This is a genomic window from uncultured Intestinimonas sp. (assembly GCF_944387245.1).
Lineage (GTDB): Bacteria > Bacillota > Clostridia > Oscillospirales > Oscillospiraceae > Intestinimonas.
The window spans coordinates 24,911-41,248 of sequence record NZ_CALXEE010000007.1; the positions used below are offsets into that span (position 1 = coordinate 24,911).

The following is a 16,338-nucleotide window of genomic DNA, read 5'->3' on the forward strand; positions in this document are numbered from 1 at the left end:
TTGATGGGGTTAGTATGGCAAAAGAAAGCAAAAATATAGGCCCCGGATAAAAAATCCGGGGCCCACGGCAAAAAAGACCCCGCAGGAACGGTGCGTTCCTGCGGGGTCTGCTTCTTTGGATTTACTGGGCCGCCTTGGCGCTCTCCTCGGCGGGACGGAAGGTCATGGTAAAAGTGCTCCCCTTACCGGGCGTGCTCTCCAGGGAGATGGTGCCGCCGTAGAGGAGGACGATGTGCTTGACAATAGCCAGGCCCAGACCGGTGCCGCCGGTCTTGCGGGTCCGTCCCTTGTCCACCCGGTAGAACCGCTCAAAGACCCGCTCCTGGCTCTCCTTGGGGATGCCGATGCCGGTGTCCTTGACCACGATGTCCACCTTGTCCGCCTCCCGCTTCACGGTGACGTCCACCCGGCCGCCGGGCTCGTTGTACTTGATGCCGTTCTCCATCAGGTTGGTGAGGAGCTCCCGGAGCCGGCTGGGGGCCATGGCCACCTGGGCGTCGTCGCCGGAGATGTTCACGGTGATCTTGCCGTCCTGGGCCGCCTGCTCCAGGGCGGTCCTGCACTCCTCCGCCACGTCCAGCACGTCGGCCCGGTCGTCAGGCTGGGGCATGACCACCGACTCCAGCTCGGAGATCTTCAAAACGTCGTTGATGAGTTCGATGAGCCGGTCCACCTCCACGCCGATCATGGAGATGAAGCGCTTCTGGTCCTCCGGGTCCTTCACCATGCCCGAGTTCATCATGTCGGTGAATCCCTTGATGCTGGTGAGGGGGGTCTTGAGCTCGTGGGAGACGTTGGCGGCGAACTCGCTGCGGACGATCTGGAGCTTCTCTCCCTCCTGCTCCAGGGCCTCTTCCTTCTCCTCCAGGGGCTGGGCCGTCTTCTGGGCCAGCTTCCGGGCCAGGAGCAGGGTGAGGACCAGGGCCACCGCGGCGGCCACCAGGAAGCCCACCAGGCCCTGGAAGAAGAGGGCGTTGATGGAGGAGATGGGCATGGAGATGCGGCCGATGTTGCCGTCGGTGAACTGCTTGGCCTCGTAGAGCAGGGTCTCGCCGGTGGTCTCGCTCTTCCGCTCGGCCTCGCCCCAGCCGGTCTCCAGGGCAGAGATGACCTCGGGCCGATCGGCGTGGTTTTCGGTGACCTCACCGTAGGTGTCGGAGAGGACGGTGCCGTCGGGGGCGATGATGGTGAGGCGCTTGTCGGGTGCGGCCTCCTGGAGCTGGACGGCCCAGGCCTCAGGATCGGTGTAGTAGTTCTGGGCGTCCATCAGGTCCAGCAGTTCCACCAGGGTCTGCCGGGCCGCCGAGATCTCCCGGTCCCGGTAGGCCCACACCCCAAAGAGGCTGGAGAGGGCGATGCCCAGGGCCGCAATGAGGAAAAAGTAAGTAGTCAGACGTCTTTTCATGAAAACCTTCCTCCAAAATCGAGGGTCGGGTCAGACCATTTTGTAGCCCACGCCCCGCACCGTCTGGATATAGCCCTCCCCCAGCTTCTGACGGAGGGTCTTTACGTGCATGTCCACCGTGCGGGTCTCGCCGGCAAAGTCGTAGTCCCACACCGCCTGGAGGATGTCGTCCCGGGTGAGCACCATGCCCCGGTGGGCGCACAGCAGCCGCAGCAGCTCGAACTCCTTGTAGGTGAGCTCCACCAGCTGTCCGTTCTTCCGCACCTCCCGGGCGGCGGGGTCGATCTCCAGGTCGCCGCAGGTGAGCACGCTCTCCGCCCTGGGGCGGCCGGCCCTGCGCAGCAGGGCCTTCACCCTGGCCTGGAGCTCCATGATGCCGAAGGGCTTGACCACATAGTCGTCCGCCCCCGTCTCCAGACCCTTTACCTTATCCATCTCGGAGGTGCGGGCGGTGAGCATGAGCACCGGCGTGTCCTCCAGCCGGGTATCGGTGCGGATGCGCCGGAGGATCTCCAGCCCGTCCATGCCCGGCAGCATGATGTCCAGAATGAAGAGAGAGGGCTTATGGTCCCTGCCCTTTTCAAAGTACTCCTCCCCGGACTCAAAGCAGGCCACCTCGTAGCCCACGGAATGGAAATAATAGCGCAGCATCTCCCGGATGCTCTCATCGTCCTCGATGATCACGATGGTCTCCGCCATGGGGACACCCTCCTGTCGTACTGATGGTGCGGCCTACCGCCGCCCGGGCCCTCATTGCCCAGTCCCAGCATATCACCTGGGGACCGGTCTTGCAAGCCCATCCGGTTTGCCTTACAGCTCGCCGGTCACGCAGAAGATGGCCCACTGGGCAATGTTCACGGCGTGGTCGGCCACGCGCTCCAGGTACTTGGCGATGATGATGAAGTCGATGGAGCTGTCGGCCTCGTCCTTGTTCTCGGCCACCTCCTCGATGAGCTCGCTCTTGATCTGCTGGAAGAGCTCATCCACCTCGTCGTCCAGGTTGATAACGGCGTGGGCGGTCTCCAGGTCCCGGCCGGTGTAGGCGCCGATGGCCTGCCGGAGCATGAGCCCCGCCTTGCAGGACATGACGCCGATGTCCTTGGGCACCTTTACGTTCCCCTGCTTGGAGAGGAGGAGGGAGATCTCGGCGATGTTGGCGCACTGGTCGCCGATGCGCTGGAGGTCGGTGACCATCTTCATGGCAGCCGAGATGGCCCGCAGGTCCCGGGCCACCGGCTGCTGCCGCAGCAGGAGCTGGAGGCAGCGGTTCTCAATGTCCCGCTCCATCTGGTCCATGGAGGAGGTCATGTCGATGGCCGCCTTGGCGGTGGACTCGTCGTCGCTGGAGAGGCTCTCGGTGACCACGTCGATGGCGTCCTGGGCCACCCGGGCCATGACGGTGAGGGATTCGTTGAGCTCCAGGAGCTCCGCGTCAAAGGTCTTTCTCATATCAGCCAAACCTCCCGGTGATGTAGTCTTCGGTGCGCTGGTCCTTGGGCACGGAGAACATCTGCTCCGTGTCGCCGAACTCGATGAGCTCACCCAGCAGGAAGAAGGCGCACTTGTCCGAGATACGGGTGGCCTGCTGCATGTTGTGGGTGACGATGACAATGGTGTAGTCGTTCTTCAGATCGGCGATGAGGTCCTCGATCTTGGAGGTGGAGATGGGGTCCAGGGCGGAGGTGGCCTCGTCCATGAGGAGGACGTCGGGCTCCACAGCCAGGGCCCGGGCGATGCAGATGCGCTGCTGCTGGCCGCCGGAGAGGCCCATGGCCGACTTCTTGAGCCGGTCCTTCACCTCGTCCCAGATGGCGGCGCCCCGGAGGGACTTTTCCACAATCTCGTCCAGCTTGGCCTTGCTGCGGATGCCGTGGGTGCGGGGGCCGTAGGCGATGTTGTCGTAGATGGACATGGGGAAGGGATTGGGCTTCTGAAAAACCATGCCGATCTGCTTGCGCAGCCAGGTCACGTCCACGTCGGAGGAGTAGATCTCCCGGCCGCGGTAGCGGACGCTGCCCTGGATGGTGACCCCGGGGACCAGGTCGTTCATCCGGTCCAGGGTCTTGAGGAAGGTGGATTTGCCGCAGCCCGAAGGGCCGATGAGGGCGGTGACCCGCCGCTCGGGGATCTCGATGTTCACATGCTTGAGGGCCTGGGTCTGGCCGTAGAAGAGGTCCAGGTCCTTGGCGGTCAGGATGGGTTCCATATCGTTTCTCCTATCCCCGCGCCTTCTTGAGCTTCCGGCCCAAGAGGTTGGCGGTCAGGTTGATGATGAGGGTGAGGAGCATGAGGATGGCGGCGATGGCGAATGCCACGTCGAACTCGGCCCGCTCCTTGGCGTAGACATAGAGGGCCACGGTGAGGCTGGCGCCGGAGGAGTGGAGGAAGTTGTCCATGGAGGAGAAGAAATTGTTGAGGCTCATGCCCATGCCGGCGGTGAAGAGGAGGGCGGCCGACTCGCCCACGATGCGGCCGATGGAGAGGATGCATCCGGTGACGATGCCGTCGATGGAGGAGGGCAGCACCACGGTGCGGATCATGTGCCACTTGCCGGCGCCCAGGCCCAGGGCGCCCTCCCGGTAGGACTGGGGCACCGTCTTGAGGGCCTCCTGGGTGGTGCGGACGATGGTGGGCAGGGTCATGATGACCAGGGTGAGGGAGCCCGCCAGCAGCGAGGCCTTCAGGCCCAGGAACTGACAAAAGAAGAGCATGCCCACCAGGCCGAAGATGATGGAGGGAATGCCGGTGAGGGTCTCGGTGGCAAACTCGATAGCGGCCACCAGCCGGCGGTTGCGGGCGTACTCGGTGAGGTAGACGGCGGCGCCCACGCCCAGGGGCAAAATGAAGATCAGGGTCACCACCACGATATACACCGTGTTGAGGATGTTGGGCAGGATGCCGATGGTGTCCTTGATATAGCTGGGCTCGCTGGTGAGGAAGGACCAGGTGATATGGGGCAGGCCCTTGACGAAGATATAGCCGATGACGAAGAGCAGCAGGGCGCAGGTGAGCACCGCGCAGAAGTAGAGCAGGAAGCGCAGCACCAGATCATAGAGCTTTCTCCTGCCGGAAAGCGGCTTCATTTCAGTCACAGAATATCACCCCTTCTTCCGTTTGAGCAGAGAGTTGAGGACCACGTTGATGAGCATGATGAAGAGGAAGAGCACCAGGGCGATGGAGAAGAGGGCCTGGCGCTGGAGGCCGGAGGCGTAGCTCATCTCGCTGGCCACGGCGGTGGTGAGGAAACGGACGGAGGAGAAGAGCGTGGGCATATTGGCCACGTTGCCGGCCACCATGATGACGGCCATGGCCTCGCCGATGGCCCGGCCGATGCCCAGCACGATGGAGGCGGCGATGCCGCTGGAGGCCGCCGGGACGCTGACCCGGAAGATGGTCTCGATGTGGGTGGCGCCCAGGGCCAGGGAGGCCTCCTCATACTCCTTGGGCACCGCCTTGAGGGCGGTCTCGGACACGGATATGATGGAGGGCAGGATCATGATGGCCAGGACGATGATGGCACAGAAGAGGCTGGCGCCGTCGGGCAGGTTGAAGAGCTTGCGGACGGCGGGCACCAGCACCATCATGCCGATGAGGCCGTAGACCACCGAGGGGATACCGGCCAGCAGGTCCACCGCCGTGCGGACGGCAGTGGCCAGCTTCTGGGGCGCCACCTTGGCCAGAAAGACCGCCGTCATAAAGCCCACCGGCACGCCCAGCACGATGGCGCCGGCGGTGCCGTAGATGGAGGTGAGGATGAAGGGCAGGATGCCGAAGGAGGGCTCGGCGGCAGTGGAAGCCCACTTGGTGCCGAAGAGGAACTCCACCAGCCCGATCTCCTTGATGGCGGGCAGGCCGGAGATGATGAGGTAGATGCTGATAAAGAGGACGAACACCACGGCGATGAGGCCGCAGAGGAAAAACACCGCGTTCATAAAGACTTCCATGGGGCGCAGCTTCTGTTTCATGGGGATATCGGCCTTTCTCTAGTTTTGGACGTACGGAAAGAGCCCCCTCGCGGACCGAGGGGGCTCTCGTTCAGGCGGTCTCAGTCCGTTCTGAGCGTTCCGTTCAGGCCACAGGCACAGCGCCCGCGCCGGCGATCAGGTCGGAAGCCTCAGTGGAGGTGGCCCAGTCAACGAAGGCCTGGGCGGCATCGGAGAGCTCGGTGCTGTCGCTGAGGATGAAGTTGAAGTTACGCTGGATGGCATAGGTGCCGTCCAGGACGGTCTCCTCAGAGGGAGCCACACCGCCCACAGTGAGGGCCTTCACGGTGTCGTCCACGGCGGACAGGGAAGCGTAGCCGATGGCGTTGGGGTTGGAGGCCACGTTGGCGATGACCTCGCCGGTGGAGGTCAGCTCGTTCTGGTACACGCAGGCGTCCTCGGTGCCGGTGATGGACTCGAAGCCGTCACGGGTGCCGGAGCCGGCCTCACGGCCGATGGGCACGATCTGGCCGTCGCTGCCGCCCAGGTCGGACCAGTTGGTGATCTCGCCGGTGAAGATCTGGGCGATCTGCTCGATGCTCAGGTCGGCCACGGGGTTCTCAGGGTTGACGATGATGGCGATGCCGTCCTTGGCCACGGTGATCTGCTTCACGCCGGTCTCGTCGTCCTTCAGGTCACGGCTGGCCAGACCGATGTCGGCGGTGCCGTCCTGGGCGGAGGTGATGCCGGCGCCGGAGCCGGAGCCGGTGTACTGGACCTGCACGTCGGGCTGGACCTCCTTGAAGGCCTCGATCAGGGAGCCCATGACGCTCTCCATGGAGGTGGAACCGTTGGTCACCACGGTACCGGAGAGCTTGGTCTCCTCAGCGGTCTGAGACTGGGTGGCGGGGGTGGTGGTCTCGGGGGCGGGGGTGCTGGAGGAACCGCCGGAGCAGCCGGCAAACAGGCTCACACAGAGGGCCGCGGAGAGCAGCATAGCAAGTGTCTTCTTCATGATGATCTCATTCTCCAATCCATTTGGTATTTGGGTTTGATCTCTTAGTTTCCCTTGGAACGGCTATCAGTATACCGGCCTTTTGTAAAGTCTGCCTCCCCGGATCTGTAAAGTCTTTGTAAGTCCGTTTTTCCCGCTGTTTTTTTGTAAAATCCTTGCGTCGTCTCCGATTTTACATTTCCTCTTTCGTCTATTTTGCCCCGTTTTTCTTCCGGCTATTGGTCACGGGACGGTTTTTTGTTCCTTTTTTCCACTTTACATTTCTCCCACAGCCGCAAAAAGCAGTGTGCGCCGGACCCCCCTTGCCGGGTCCGGCGCACACAGACTTTACATTCGGTTTTGTATGGTTCCCGCCCCACTTTACAGGCCCAGGAAGGCCCGCAGATCATTGAGGTCGGGGGCGATGTGGACGTGGGGCAGATCCTGAAAGTCCTCCGCCGGGGTGGTGCCGTTGAGGACGGCGCAGAAGTCGGTCCCCGCCGCCGCGGCGGTCTGGGCGTCGATGACGGTGTCGCCGCAGTAGAGAGCCTCCCCGGGTACCACGCCCAGCTTCCCCAGGACGGTGTTGAGGCCCTCCGGATCGGGTTTGTTCCGGCTGACCAGGTCGCCCCCCACGATGTAGGCGAACTTCTCCGCCAGACCGTGGCCGGCGAAGATGTCCCGCAGGGTGCCGGTGTGCTTGGTGCTCACAACGGCGGTGGGGACCCCCGCCTTTTCCAGGGCCAGCAGCAGCTCCTTGGCGCCGGGGCACAGGGGGGTGCCCGCCGCCTGCATGGGCCGGGCCACCTTGGAGAACTCCGCCCGGAAGGTGTTCCTGCCCTCCTGGCTGTCGTCCCCGGTGAGGAGGGTGTAGGCGTCCTCCAGCACCATGCCCACGGTGTGCCGGACGGTCTCCCGGTCGGGGATCGGGCGGCCCATGGCGGTCATACCCGCTTTGAAGCCGGCATAGATGGCGTCGGTGGCGTCCCCCAGGGTATAGTCAAAGTCAAAGATCACTGCCTTGTAGTCCATGTGTCAAAACGCTCCTTGTGTGTAGGTTCTCCCGTCACTCGTACTGCTTCCGGCCGGTGGTGCTGGGGATGCCCAGCTCGTCCCGGTACTTGGCCACGGTGCGGCGGGAGAGCTCGCAGCCCTCCCGGCTCATGAGCTCGCAGAGCTTCTGGTCGGAGAGGGGCTTCTTCTTGTCCTCCCCGGCGATAAGCTTTTTGAGGAGGGCCTTGGCGGCGTCGGGCGAGGAGGCGTCGGCGCTCCCCCCCAGGCTCCGGGAGAAGAAGTAGCTCAGGGGGTAGACCCCGCTGGCGCACTGGATGTACTTGTCCTTCACCGTCCGGGAGACGGTGGACTCGTGGACCCCCACCCGCTGGGCGATGTCGGCCAGGGACATGGGCTTGAGGTGGCCGGGCCCGTGGCGGAAGAAGTCCTCCTGGAGCTCCAGGATGTGCTCGGCGCACTGGAGAAGGGTGGACCGGCGCTGCTCGATGGAGCGCACCACCCACTTGGCCTGCCGCACCTTCCCCATGAGGTAATCCTTCACCTCGCTGTCCTCGCTGTCCTTGAGCATGCGGCAGTAGTAGCTGCTCACGTTCAGGGATGGGAAGAAATAGTCGTTGGTGAGGATCTCAAAGTGGTCGGGGAAGTTGACTACAAAGATGTCCGGATTGATATAGGTGAGGTTCTCCCGGGCGGCAAAGCCGCTGCCCGGCCGGGGATTGAGGCTCCGGATGACCTCGCAGGCGGCGTGGACCTCCTCCTGGGTCACACCCAGTGTCTTGGCGATGAGGCCATACCGGTTCTTGCTCAGGGCCTCCAGGTGGTGCTTGGCGATCCGGATGGCCAGGGCGTTGTCCTCGTGCCGCCGCTGGAGCTGGAGCACCAGGCACTCGGAGAGGTTCCGGGCGCCCACGCCGGCGGGCTCCAGACTCTGGACCACCGCCAGGGCCTGCTCCACCACCTCCATAGGCTGTTCCATTTGCGTGGCCAGGTCCTCCAGAGGCTCGTCCAGCCAGCCGTTCTGGTTGAGGGACTCCACCAGAAAGCGCCCTGCCGCAAGCACTTCCGGTGGGAGCTCCATGACCTGGAGCTGAGAGAGCACATACAAATAGAGGTTTTCCTCCGTCTCATCGGCGTTGCCGTAGTTGGAGATGGGGTCCTTCCCATCGTCCTCCGTGTCCTGCTGATGATAGACCCGGTTCTGGGTGTCGGTGGACTCCAGCCACTCCAGCTTCCGCTGGAGCACCGAGGCCTCATCCTGACTGCCGTACTTCTCCTCCATCTCCAGCACCGGGTTTTCCTGGACCTGGTTTTCAATGTACTCCAGAAGTTCCTGGGAGCCCATCTGCAGAATCTCCATCGACTGCATCATCTGCGGTGACAGCGTCTGGGTCTGCTTCATTGACATATTCAGTTCCACACTTCCGCCCCCTCTTGCATACCAACATACATACTTTATCAGTATAGCAAATTCGAGCGGAAAAGACAATCTTAGCCCTCGTAGAAAAGGGTAGAAATCCTGTTCCATTTCCTGACTATCATATGCCCGGAGACTGCTCAGGGCGCCGGCCCTCACCCTGCACATTCTGATTTTGGGCGTGCTTCAGGACCTGTCTCTTCCTCCAGCAGCCGCCCGTCGCTGTAACGCAGGCACCGCCGGAGCCGGGCCTCCCCCCGCTTGATGGTGCGGGAGACGGTGGACTTGTTCACCCCCATCTGCTCGCCGATCTGACGCATATTCAGCCCCTGCCCGTAGTAGAGCAGCAGGAACTGCCGTTGGCGGTCGGTGACGTCCTGCCGCAGCGCCTTGGCCAGGTTTTCCTTGAGCTTGTCCAGCTGCTGGACGTTGTCGGCCGCCATCTCTCTGGTATAGACCGCCATGTCGGCGGCATAACTCAGGCCCCGCTTATAACGTGTATTTGCCATTGCGGCGATACCCCCTGTCATAGTAGCGTTCACACAGGACGGCCAGATCCCTGGCCTCCCGCCACATGACCGTGAGCATGCGGATTCTGCCCTCCATGGTGCTCCTCTGGTCAGGGTCCAGCTCCGGCAGCTGCGCCTGTAGTTCCCTCAGGCGTTGCCGGAGAACCGTTGCCCGGGCCCGATATTCGATGGAAATCTCAATCAGTGTCATCGTTTGCTCTCTCGTCCTCCAACCCTTGTTGTTCTGCGGCGCAGGCCGAACACAGGCGGCCGCCGTTCTCCCGGAGAACGGGGTCATACCGGTACAGCTCCCCGCCGCAGCGCCGGCAGTAGGCCGCCGGCCTTGCGCGCTGGACGTCCCGCAGCGGGTACGCCCGGGTCCTCCCTCTCGTCGTCATGCTCCTCCCCAAAAAAGTTGCACGTTTTTTTCTTTTACCTGTTGACAATCAGCCTCCTTTCTGCTAGAATAAACGTCGCTGCGGACGAGCGCACATCTCATCTGCTGGTGTAGCTCAGCTGGTAGAGCAGCTGATTTGTAATCAGCAGGTCGGGGGTTCGAATCCGTCCACCAGCTCCACAACTTCATATGGAGGAGTTCCCGAGTGGCCAAAGGGGGCAGACTGTAAATCTGTTGTCGTCGACTTCGGTGGTTCGAATCCACCCTCCTCCACCAGAAAAACGGTAACCCCGTCAGGGGTTGCCGTTTTTCTTTCACGAGGGTGGATTCGAAAGCCGGCTCTTGGCGGTGCGCCGGTGGCGCGCCGCAACCGGCGTGGCTTTTCCGCAGAAAAGCGAATCCACCCGACTGCCCCCCGTTTCTATCTTTCTGACAAGATGTGTCCTCTCGCTTTCCATTTCCGGTGACCCCGTCAGGGGTTGCCGTTTTTCTTTTCCAAATATTTTTCACCTCTCTTTATATAGAACAAATGTTCTATATTGTGCATGTATCATAGCACCATTTCGATACCACCGTCAATGCAACTTTCCGTTTTTTTCCTCGTTCCCTCCCCGGAAAAGTACGCAAAAAAGGACCGCCGTTCTCTCGAACAGCGGTCCTTTTTCATTTCGATTGGTCCTCAGACCTCCATGATAACAGGCAGGATCATGGGGTTGCGCTTGGTCTTCTTGTAGAGGAAACCGGACAGGTCGCTCTTGATCTCGCCCTTGATGGCGGACCAGTCGGTGGTATGGGTGCGCTCGCAGCGCTCCAGGGCCTCCACGGCCACCCGGCGCAGCTCCTCCATGAGCCCCTCGGACTCCTTGACATATACAAAGCCACGGGTGATGATGTCGGGGCCGGAGACCACGGCGCCGTTCTCGCCGGACATGGAGGTGACCACCACGATCATGCCGTCCTCGGCCAGGTGCTTCCGGTCACGGAGGACCACGCTGCCCACGTCACCCACGCCGTAGCCGTCCACAAAGACCTTGCCGGCAGGGACGGTACCGTTGAGCTTGATGGAGTTCTGGGTGACCTCGATGACCTTGCCGATGTCGCTGATGATGATGCGGCGGGGGTCCATCCCCATCTCCTGGGCCAGCTTGGCGTGGATCTTCAGGTGGCGCTGCTCACCGTGGACGGGGATGAAGAACTTGGGCTTGACCAGGGCGTGGATGATCTTCAGCTCATCGGCGCAGGCGTGGCCGGAGACGTGGAGCTCACCGGTCCGCTCGTTGACCACCTCGGCCCCCTTGCGGTAGAGCTCGTTGATGACGTTGCCGATGGAGTTCTCATTGCCGGGGATGGCGGAGGCGGAGAGGATGACCCGGTCGCCGGCCTGGATGTCCACCTGCTTGTGGGTGGAGAAGGCCATACGGGTGAGGGCGGACATGGTCTCGCCCTGACTGCCGGTGGTGATGATACACACCTTGTTCTTGGGCAGGCCCTTGATGTGGTTGACGTCCACCAGGGTGCCCTCGGGGATGTTCATATAGCCCAGCTCGGTGGAGACCCGCAGGGCGTTCTCCATGCTCCGGCCGGTGACGGCCACCTTCCGGCCGTACTTGGCGGCTACCGAGATGACCTGCTGGATGCGGTCCACGTTGGAGGCGAAGGTGGTGACGATGATGCGCTGGTCGCAGCCCCGGAAGAGGGCGTCAAAGGAGGCGCCCACGCACCGCTCGCTCTTGGTGTAGCCGGGGCGCTCCACGTTGGTGGAGTCGCACAGCAGGGCCAGAACCCCCTTCTTGCCCAGCTCGCCCAGCCGGGCCAGGTCGATCATGCCGCCCTGGATGGGGGTGGAGTCGATCTTGAAGTCGCCGGTGTGGATGACGGTGCCGATGGGGGTCTTGATGGCGAAGGCCACGGCGTCAGCGATGGAGTGGTTGACGTGGATGAACTCCACCGAGAACTTGCCCGCCTTGACCACCTCGCCGGCCTCGCAGGTGATGAGCTTGGTCTTATCCAGGAGCCGGTGCTCCTCCAGCTTCAGCTTCACAAGGCCGGCGGTCATACGGGTGGCGTAGATGGGGGCGTTGACGCTGCGCAGCAGATAGGGGATGGAACCGATGTGGTCCTCATGGCCGTGGGTGAGGAAGATGCCCCGGATCTTGTCCTGGTTCTTGATGAGATAGGTGAAGTCGGGGATGACCACGTCGATGCCGTACATGTCGTCGTCGGGGAAACCCATGCCCACGTCCACCACGATGATGTCGCCGCCGTACTCATATACCGTCAGGTTCTTGCCAATCTCGTTGAGACCGCCCAGAGAAATGATCTTCAGTTTTTCTGCCATAAAAGTACGCTTACACTCCTTTTTTCAGTCGATGGATGGAAGGGATGCAGGCACAGGGGCGCAGCAAAACAAAGCCAGAGATCCGCTCCGCGCTTTCCGGCCCTGCCTCGCCGGAAAAAGAGAGCGCTCCCCCGCTGGAAGCCGCGACGCCCTATCCTGTTTTTGCCTTATAATCAGTGCCGGAGCACATAAAGCCATAAAAAGACGGTCCGTCCCCACCGTCGGAGCGGCGGGGGAAAATGACCCATTACGCGTAGTATACCACATCCCACAGGGAAAGTATACAAGAAATTTGTCCGTTCCCCCATCGGGAAGGATTGCGCTTCCAGTGGAGATATGCTATACTGGCCGTGCTGAACTGAATATGCTGCGTCTGGTGGAGCAATGCGCTCTGAAAAGGGAAGCGGGGTGAGAGTCCCCCACAGCTACCACTACTGTGTGAGGCGACAACTGGCCATATGCCACTGTGTAAACGGGAAGGCGGCCACGCGGATGAACCGAAAGTCAGGAGACCTGCCAGACTGCAATACGGGGGAGATTTTCCGGGTTAGGGGAAATTGCCTTACTTTCAGGATCTTGCTCTGTATGCAATTCAGGGCAGGATTTTTTTATTTCCCATCCGGGAAGAGAAAGGAAGGCATCCCATGAAAAACCTGTGGAAACGCACCGCCTGCGGCCTGTTGGCCGCCCTGATGCTGCTGGGCGCCGGCTGCTCCGGCCAGCCCGCAGCATCTCCCGCCCCAGCTGAGACCACACCCGTCCCCTCCGAGACGGCGGAACAGGCCAAGACCACCACCTTTGTGGACGATCTGGGCCGGGAGCTGGAGCTGGAGCTGCCCATCACCCGGGCCTGTGTCGCCAACCGCTACAACAACGAGCTCATCCGGGCCGTGGGCGCCGGAGACTGCGTGGTGGGCGTGGACATCTACACCTCCCAGGACAGCGTGTACTGGCCCCAGTTCGGCGAGGACGAGACCTTCGGCAAGGACGAGTACGACTATGAGAAGATCGTCTCCCTGGACCCCCAGGTCCTGATCGTGCCCAAAAACGGCAAGGTGGAGGAGTCCATCGAGGCCCTGGAGCCCTTCGGCATCCAGGTGGTGGTTATCACCGGCTGGGACAACTCCGACGTGCCCAAGCAGATCCGCCTGTGCGGGACCCTGTTCGGCAAGGAGGAGCAGGCCGAGGAGCTGGTGGACTTCTATCAGGGTCCGGTGGACTACATCAATCAGCAGCTCCAGCAGGTGACGGAGCGCAAGACGGTCTACTGGGAGTACGGCGGCGACTACACCACCTGCATCCCCGGCACCTCCAATGACGGCTGGCACAACATGATCCTCATGGCCGGCGGCGAGAACATCTTCGGGGACGCCTCTCTGGCCGGCAAGGACATCGACCCCGAGCAGATCCTCCTGGCCGATCCCGACCTCATCGTGAAGATCTACGCCGGCGAGGTGGTGGGCAACAGCGGCGTCTTTACCGCCCCGCCTCAGGAGGAGTTCGCCGCCAAGGCGGAGGAGATGCTCAAGCGGGAGGGCTGGAAGGACCTGACTGCGGTGAAGGAGGGTAATTTCTACCTCAATACCGCCTTTATGAGCGGCGGCCTGGGCAAGATGATCGGCGCGGCCTACATGGCCAAGTGGCTCTATCCCGACCTAATGACCGAACTGGACCCGGACGCCATCTTCACCCAGTGGATGGCCTATCAGGGCTTTACCCCCAACGCCCCCCACTACTACCATGTGCCCGCCCAGGATGCCGTCTCCTGAGCAGAAGGCCCGGACCACGTCGCTGAGCGGACGCTACCTGGCCCTGCGGGCACGGAAACGGCTGTGGCTGTGCCTGGCAGTCCTGCTGCTCCTGGCCGCCGCCCTGGCCGCCTGCTGCATGGGGGTGGCCGACCTGACCCCCGGCCGGCTGCTCGCCACCTGGCTGCCGCCCCTGCGCCCCCTTCTGGGGAGCGCCCCCCTCACAGAGACGGAACAAAACGTCCTGCTGATGCTGCGGCTGCCACGTGTGGCCATGGCGGTGGTGGCCGGGGCCGGATTGGGCTGCACCGGCACCGTGATGCAGGCCATCACGGGAAATGCCATGGCCAGCCCCTTCACCACCGGCCTCTCCAACGCCGCCGCCCTGGGCGCGGCGCTGGTGGTCCTCTTCGGCGGCTTCCCGGTCTATCTCCAGGAGAGCGCCATGGTCCTGGCGGCCTTTATCATGACCATGCTGTGCGCCGCGCTGGTCTACGGCATCTCCTCCCTGCGGGGCCTTGGGCCGGAGACCCTGGTCCTCACCGGCATCGCCCTCAACTACCTCTTCAGTGCCGTCAACTCCAGCATGCAGTACATCGCCAACGAGCAGCAGCTCCCCGCCATCATCCACTGGACCTTCGGCAGTCTCACCGGCGGCAGCTGGTGGGACGTCGCCATCATGGCCCTCTTCCTGGCGGCGGTCTACCCTCTCTTCGCCTCCCGGGCCTGGGCCATGAACCTCATGTCCTCCAACGGCGACGAGAGCGCCGCCGCCCTGGGGGTCCACGTGCGCAACACCCGCCTGGTCCTGGGGGTGGGCATGGCCTTTCTCACCGCCTCCGTGGTCAGCTTCACCGGCATCATCGGCTTTGTGGGGCTGGTGGCCCCCCATATTGCCCGCTTCCTCATGGGGGGAGACCACCGGTATCTCCTCCCCTTCTCCGCCCTGTGCGGGTCCATTCTGGTGCTCGTCGCCGACACCGTGGGGCGGGTGGCCTTCTCCCCCACCACCCTGCCGGTGGGGATCGTCGTCTCATACGTGGGGGTTCCCCTCTTCCTGTACCTCATTCTGAGAGAGAGGTGGGGCAGAGCATGAGCGCTTTGGAACTCTCCGGGCTCTCCTTCTCTTACCGGCAGCACCCCGTCTTCCACAGCATCTGTCTTTCTGTGGAGGAGGGCCACTTCTGCGCCCTGCTGGGGTCAAACGGCGCCGGAAAGACCACCCTGCTCAAATGTGTCAACCACCTGCTCCGGCCAAGCGAAGGCCGGGTGCTGTGGCGCGGGATGGACACCGGCCGTCTCACCATGCGGGAGCGGGCCCGGATCTACGGCTACGTCCCCCAGAACACCCAGGCCAGAGCGGGACTCAACGTCTTTGAGACCGTCCTCTCCGGCCGCCTCCCCCACATGGGCCACCGGGCCTCCCCCGCCGACGTGAACGAGGTCTCCTCCCTGTTGGAGGAGCTGGGTCTGGCAGAGCTGGCCTTCCGCCCCCTCCACCAGCTCAGCGGCGGGGAGCGGCAGCGGGTGCTCATCGCCCGGGCCCTGGCCCAGGCCCCGGAGGTGCTGCTGCTGGACGAGCCCATCAGCAGTCTGGATCTCCGGTATCAGTACGAGATCATGGACCTGCTGCGCCGGGTCTCCCAGGAGCGGGGACTCACCGTGGTGGCCGTCCTCCATGACCTGAACATGGCGGTGGAGTACGCCGACGAGCTGGCTCTTCTGAAAGCCGGACAGCTTTACGCCAAGGGGACGCCCCGACAAGTACTGACGGAACAGGCCGTGGAGGATGTATTCGGCATCCGCATGGAGCTGATGACTATAAAGGGCCGTTCTGTCCTGCTGCCGGTCCGGGACGCCGTGGCACCCTCTTCCCCGTGATCTTCTCCTTTTCAAGGGGCACTCCTTATGCTACAATGGAGGGGCCATTCTGACTTTTGAGAGGAGCTGTCTGCATGGAGGAGATCCGGCCCGGCCGTTACCGCCACTTCAAGGGGAAGGAGTACCGGGTGCTCTACACCGCCCGCCACTCCGAGACCCTGGAGCCCATGGTGGTCTACCAGGCCCTCTACGGGGAGCGGGGCATCTGGATCCGCCCCGCCGCCATGTGGGGGGAGCATGTGGAGCGGGAGGGCTATTCCGGCCCCCGCTTCACCTATCTGGGCGAGGAGGCGTGAATCGTGAACATCCAGATCTTTGGCAAAAACAAGTGTTTTGACACCAAGAAGGCCCAGCGGTACTTCAAGGAGCGGGGCGTGAAATTCCAGGCCATCGACCTTCTGAAGTACGGCATCAGCCGAGGCGAGCTCACCAGCGTGAAGAACGCGGTGGGGCTGGAGGCCCTGCTGGACCCCAAGGCCGCCGACGCCGCCCTGGTGACCTACCTGGCCTACGACGAGGACAAGCTGGAAAAGCTGCTGGAGGACCCCAAGCTCCTCCGCACCCCCATCGTCCGCAACGGGAAGCAGGCCACCGTGGGCTACTGCCCCGAGGTGTGGAAGACCTGGACCTAACGCCGCCGCACCAGTGAATTGTCAAACTAAGTGCAACAGGAATTGAGCTCGAAGTCCCATAATTCCTGAGCAGAATGGAAGTT

17 protein-coding genes, 2 tRNA genes and 1 riboswitch are annotated in these 16,338 nt (G+C 62.7%); of the genes, 7 read left to right on the forward strand and 12 right to left on the reverse strand.

Annotated features, from left to right (window positions below; all coding sequences use genetic code 11):
• Positions 1 to 121 precede the first annotated feature (121 nt).
• The 11 genes from Q0K15_RS02175 to Q0K15_RS02225 all read right to left on the reverse strand — a co-directional run bounded on the left by Q0K15_RS02175 (position 122) and on the right by Q0K15_RS02225 (position 9,470).
• On the reverse strand, positions 122 to 1,405 hold the full coding sequence (locus Q0K15_RS02175) for an ATP-binding protein (RefSeq protein WP_294511459.1): 1,284 nt from the start codon (positions 1,403 to 1,405) through the stop codon (positions 122 to 124).
• Between the two features lie 30 nt (positions 1,406 to 1,435).
• The gene (locus Q0K15_RS02180) at positions 1,436 to 2,104 is read right to left on the reverse strand and encodes a response regulator transcription factor (protein WP_294511462.1); all 669 of its coding nucleotides are present in this window, start codon (positions 2,102 to 2,104) and stop codon (positions 1,436 to 1,438) included.
• A 111-nt stretch (positions 2,105 to 2,215) separates the two neighbouring features.
• Positions 2,216 to 2,854 carry a phosphate signaling complex protein PhoU gene (gene phoU, locus Q0K15_RS02185; RefSeq protein WP_294511465.1) on the reverse strand — a complete coding sequence of 213 codons (639 nt, stop codon included), beginning with the start codon at positions 2,852 to 2,854 and terminating at the stop codon, positions 2,216 to 2,218.
• Between the two features lies 1 nt (position 2,855).
• Entirely contained in the window at positions 2,856 to 3,611 is a 756-nt protein-coding gene (gene pstB / locus Q0K15_RS02190; RefSeq protein WP_294511469.1) for a phosphate ABC transporter ATP-binding protein PstB, read from the reverse strand.
• Between the two features lie 10 nt (positions 3,612 to 3,621).
• The gene (pstA, locus tag Q0K15_RS02195) at positions 3,622 to 4,488 is read right to left on the reverse strand and encodes a phosphate ABC transporter permease PstA (RefSeq protein WP_294511513.1); all 867 of its coding nucleotides are present in this window, start codon (positions 4,486 to 4,488) and stop codon (positions 3,622 to 3,624) included.
• 15 nt (positions 4,489 to 4,503) lie between these two features.
• Entirely contained in the window at positions 4,504 to 5,370 is an 867-nt protein-coding gene (pstC, locus tag Q0K15_RS02200; RefSeq protein WP_294511472.1) for a phosphate ABC transporter permease subunit PstC, read from the reverse strand.
• Positions 5,371 to 5,473: 103 nt separating this feature from the next.
• The gene (locus Q0K15_RS02205) at positions 5,474 to 6,343 is read right to left on the reverse strand and encodes a phosphate ABC transporter substrate-binding protein (RefSeq protein ID WP_294511475.1); all 870 of its coding nucleotides are present in this window, start codon (positions 6,341 to 6,343) and stop codon (positions 5,474 to 5,476) included.
• A gap of 360 nt (positions 6,344 to 6,703) precedes the next feature.
• On the reverse strand, positions 6,704 to 7,354 hold the full coding sequence (locus Q0K15_RS02210) for an HAD family hydrolase (RefSeq protein ID WP_294511478.1): 651 nt from the start codon (positions 7,352 to 7,354) through the stop codon (positions 6,704 to 6,706).
• Between the two features lie 34 nt (positions 7,355 to 7,388).
• A complete protein-coding gene (gene rpoN / locus Q0K15_RS02215; protein ID WP_294511481.1) occupies positions 7,389 to 8,753 on the reverse strand; it encodes an RNA polymerase factor sigma-54 in 1,365 nt (454 codons plus the stop codon).
• Positions 8,754 to 8,905: 152 nt separating this feature from the next.
• On the reverse strand, positions 8,906 to 9,259 hold the full coding sequence (locus Q0K15_RS02220; protein ID WP_294511485.1) for a sigma-70 family RNA polymerase sigma factor: 354 nt from the start codon (positions 9,257 to 9,259) through the stop codon (positions 8,906 to 8,908).
• Positions 9,240 to 9,470: a hypothetical protein gene (locus Q0K15_RS02225; protein ID WP_294511488.1), complete on the reverse strand. Its 231-nt coding sequence runs from the start codon at positions 9,468 to 9,470 to the stop codon at positions 9,240 to 9,242. Before Q0K15_RS02225 ends, Q0K15_RS02220 begins: the two co-directional genes overlap by 20 nt.
• A gap of 290 nt (positions 9,471 to 9,760) precedes the next feature.
• Between Q0K15_RS02225 and Q0K15_RS02230 the strand changes: the two genes are divergently transcribed.
• A tRNA-Thr gene (locus Q0K15_RS02230) sits at positions 9,761 to 9,836 on the forward strand.
• An 11-nt stretch (positions 9,837 to 9,847) separates the two neighbouring features.
• Positions 9,848 to 9,932: transfer RNA gene (locus Q0K15_RS02235), tRNA-Tyr, on the forward strand.
• Between the two features lie 403 nt (positions 9,933 to 10,335).
• Here the strand turns inward: Q0K15_RS02235 and Q0K15_RS02240 are convergent.
• Entirely contained in the window at positions 10,336 to 11,994 is a 1,659-nt protein-coding gene (locus Q0K15_RS02240; protein ID WP_294511492.1) for a ribonuclease J, read from the reverse strand.
• A gap of 357 nt (positions 11,995 to 12,351) precedes the next feature.
• Positions 12,352 to 12,530, forward strand: a riboswitch (cobalamin riboswitch).
• A 108-nt stretch (positions 12,531 to 12,638) separates the two neighbouring features.
• On the opposite strand from Q0K15_RS02240, the gene Q0K15_RS02245 reads away from it, so the two are divergent.
• The 5 genes from Q0K15_RS02245 to Q0K15_RS02265 all read left to right on the forward strand — a co-directional run bounded on the left by Q0K15_RS02245 (position 12,639) and on the right by Q0K15_RS02265 (position 16,255).
• On the forward strand, positions 12,639 to 13,763 hold the full coding sequence (locus tag Q0K15_RS02245) for an ABC transporter substrate-binding protein (protein ID WP_294511495.1): 1,125 nt from the start codon (positions 12,639 to 12,641) through the stop codon (positions 13,761 to 13,763).
• Positions 13,750 to 14,838 (forward strand): iron ABC transporter permease, encoded by a 1,089-nt coding sequence (locus Q0K15_RS02250; RefSeq protein WP_294511498.1) that lies wholly within the window; start codon positions 13,750 to 13,752, stop codon positions 14,836 to 14,838. The genes Q0K15_RS02245 and Q0K15_RS02250 overlap by 14 nt, the downstream gene beginning before the upstream one ends.
• Positions 14,835 to 15,623 (forward strand): ABC transporter ATP-binding protein, encoded by a 789-nt coding sequence (locus tag Q0K15_RS02255; protein WP_294511501.1) that lies wholly within the window; start codon positions 14,835 to 14,837, stop codon positions 15,621 to 15,623. Before Q0K15_RS02250 ends, Q0K15_RS02255 begins: the two co-directional genes overlap by 4 nt.
• Positions 15,624 to 15,697: 74 nt before the next feature.
• A complete protein-coding gene (locus Q0K15_RS02260) occupies positions 15,698 to 15,919 on the forward strand; it encodes a DUF1653 domain-containing protein (RefSeq protein ID WP_294511504.1) in 222 nt (73 codons plus the stop codon).
• A 3-nt stretch (positions 15,920 to 15,922) separates the two neighbouring features.
• Positions 15,923 to 16,255, forward strand: a complete 333-nt coding sequence (locus tag Q0K15_RS02265; protein ID WP_227603945.1) for an ArsC/Spx/MgsR family protein — start codon at positions 15,923 to 15,925, stop codon at positions 16,253 to 16,255.
• Positions 16,256 to 16,338: the final 83 nt, after the last annotated feature.

Bases quoted from the DNA above. Each gene is read 5' to 3' on its own strand.
- Q0K15_RS02175 (WP_294511459.1), bottom strand. From the start codon at position 1,405: ATGAAAAGACGTCTGACTACTTACTTTTTCCTCATTGCGGCCCTGGGC.
- Q0K15_RS02180 (WP_294511462.1), bottom strand. From the start codon at position 2,104: ATGGCGGAGACCATCGTGATCATCGAGGACGATGAGAGCATCCGGGAG.
- phoU (WP_294511465.1), bottom strand. From the start codon at position 2,854: ATGAGAAAGACCTTTGACGCGGAGCTCCTGGAGCTCAACGAATCCCTC.
- pstB (WP_294511469.1), bottom strand. From the start codon at position 3,611: ATGGAACCCATCCTGACCGCCAAGGACCTGGACCTCTTCTACGGCCAG.
- pstA (WP_294511513.1), bottom strand. From the start codon at position 4,488: ATGAAGCCGCTTTCCGGCAGGAGAAAGCTCTATGATCTGGTGCTGCGC.
- pstC (WP_294511472.1), bottom strand. From the start codon at position 5,370: ATGAAACAGAAGCTGCGCCCCATGGAAGTCTTTATGAACGCGGTGTTT.
- Q0K15_RS02205 (WP_294511475.1), bottom strand. From the start codon at position 6,343: ATGAAGAAGACACTTGCTATGCTGCTCTCCGCGGCCCTCTGTGTGAGC.
- Q0K15_RS02210 (WP_294511478.1), bottom strand. From the start codon at position 7,354: ATGGACTACAAGGCAGTGATCTTTGACTTTGACTATACCCTGGGGGAC.
- Q0K15_RS02220 (WP_294511485.1), bottom strand. From the start codon at position 9,259: ATGGCAAATACACGTTATAAGCGGGGCCTGAGTTATGCCGCCGACATG.
- Q0K15_RS02225 (WP_294511488.1), bottom strand. From the start codon at position 9,470: ATGACACTGATTGAGATTTCCATCGAATATCGGGCCCGGGCAACGGTT.
- Q0K15_RS02240 (WP_294511492.1), bottom strand. From the start codon at position 11,994: ATGGCAGAAAAACTGAAGATCATTTCTCTGGGCGGTCTCAACGAGATT.
- Q0K15_RS02245 (WP_294511495.1), top strand. From the start codon at position 12,639: ATGAAAAACCTGTGGAAACGCACCGCCTGCGGCCTGTTGGCCGCCCTG.
- Q0K15_RS02250 (WP_294511498.1), top strand. From the start codon at position 13,750: ATGCCGTCTCCTGAGCAGAAGGCCCGGACCACGTCGCTGAGCGGACGC.
- Q0K15_RS02255 (WP_294511501.1), top strand. From the start codon at position 14,835: ATGAGCGCTTTGGAACTCTCCGGGCTCTCCTTCTCTTACCGGCAGCAC.
- Q0K15_RS02260 (WP_294511504.1), top strand. From the start codon at position 15,698: ATGGAGGAGATCCGGCCCGGCCGTTACCGCCACTTCAAGGGGAAGGAG.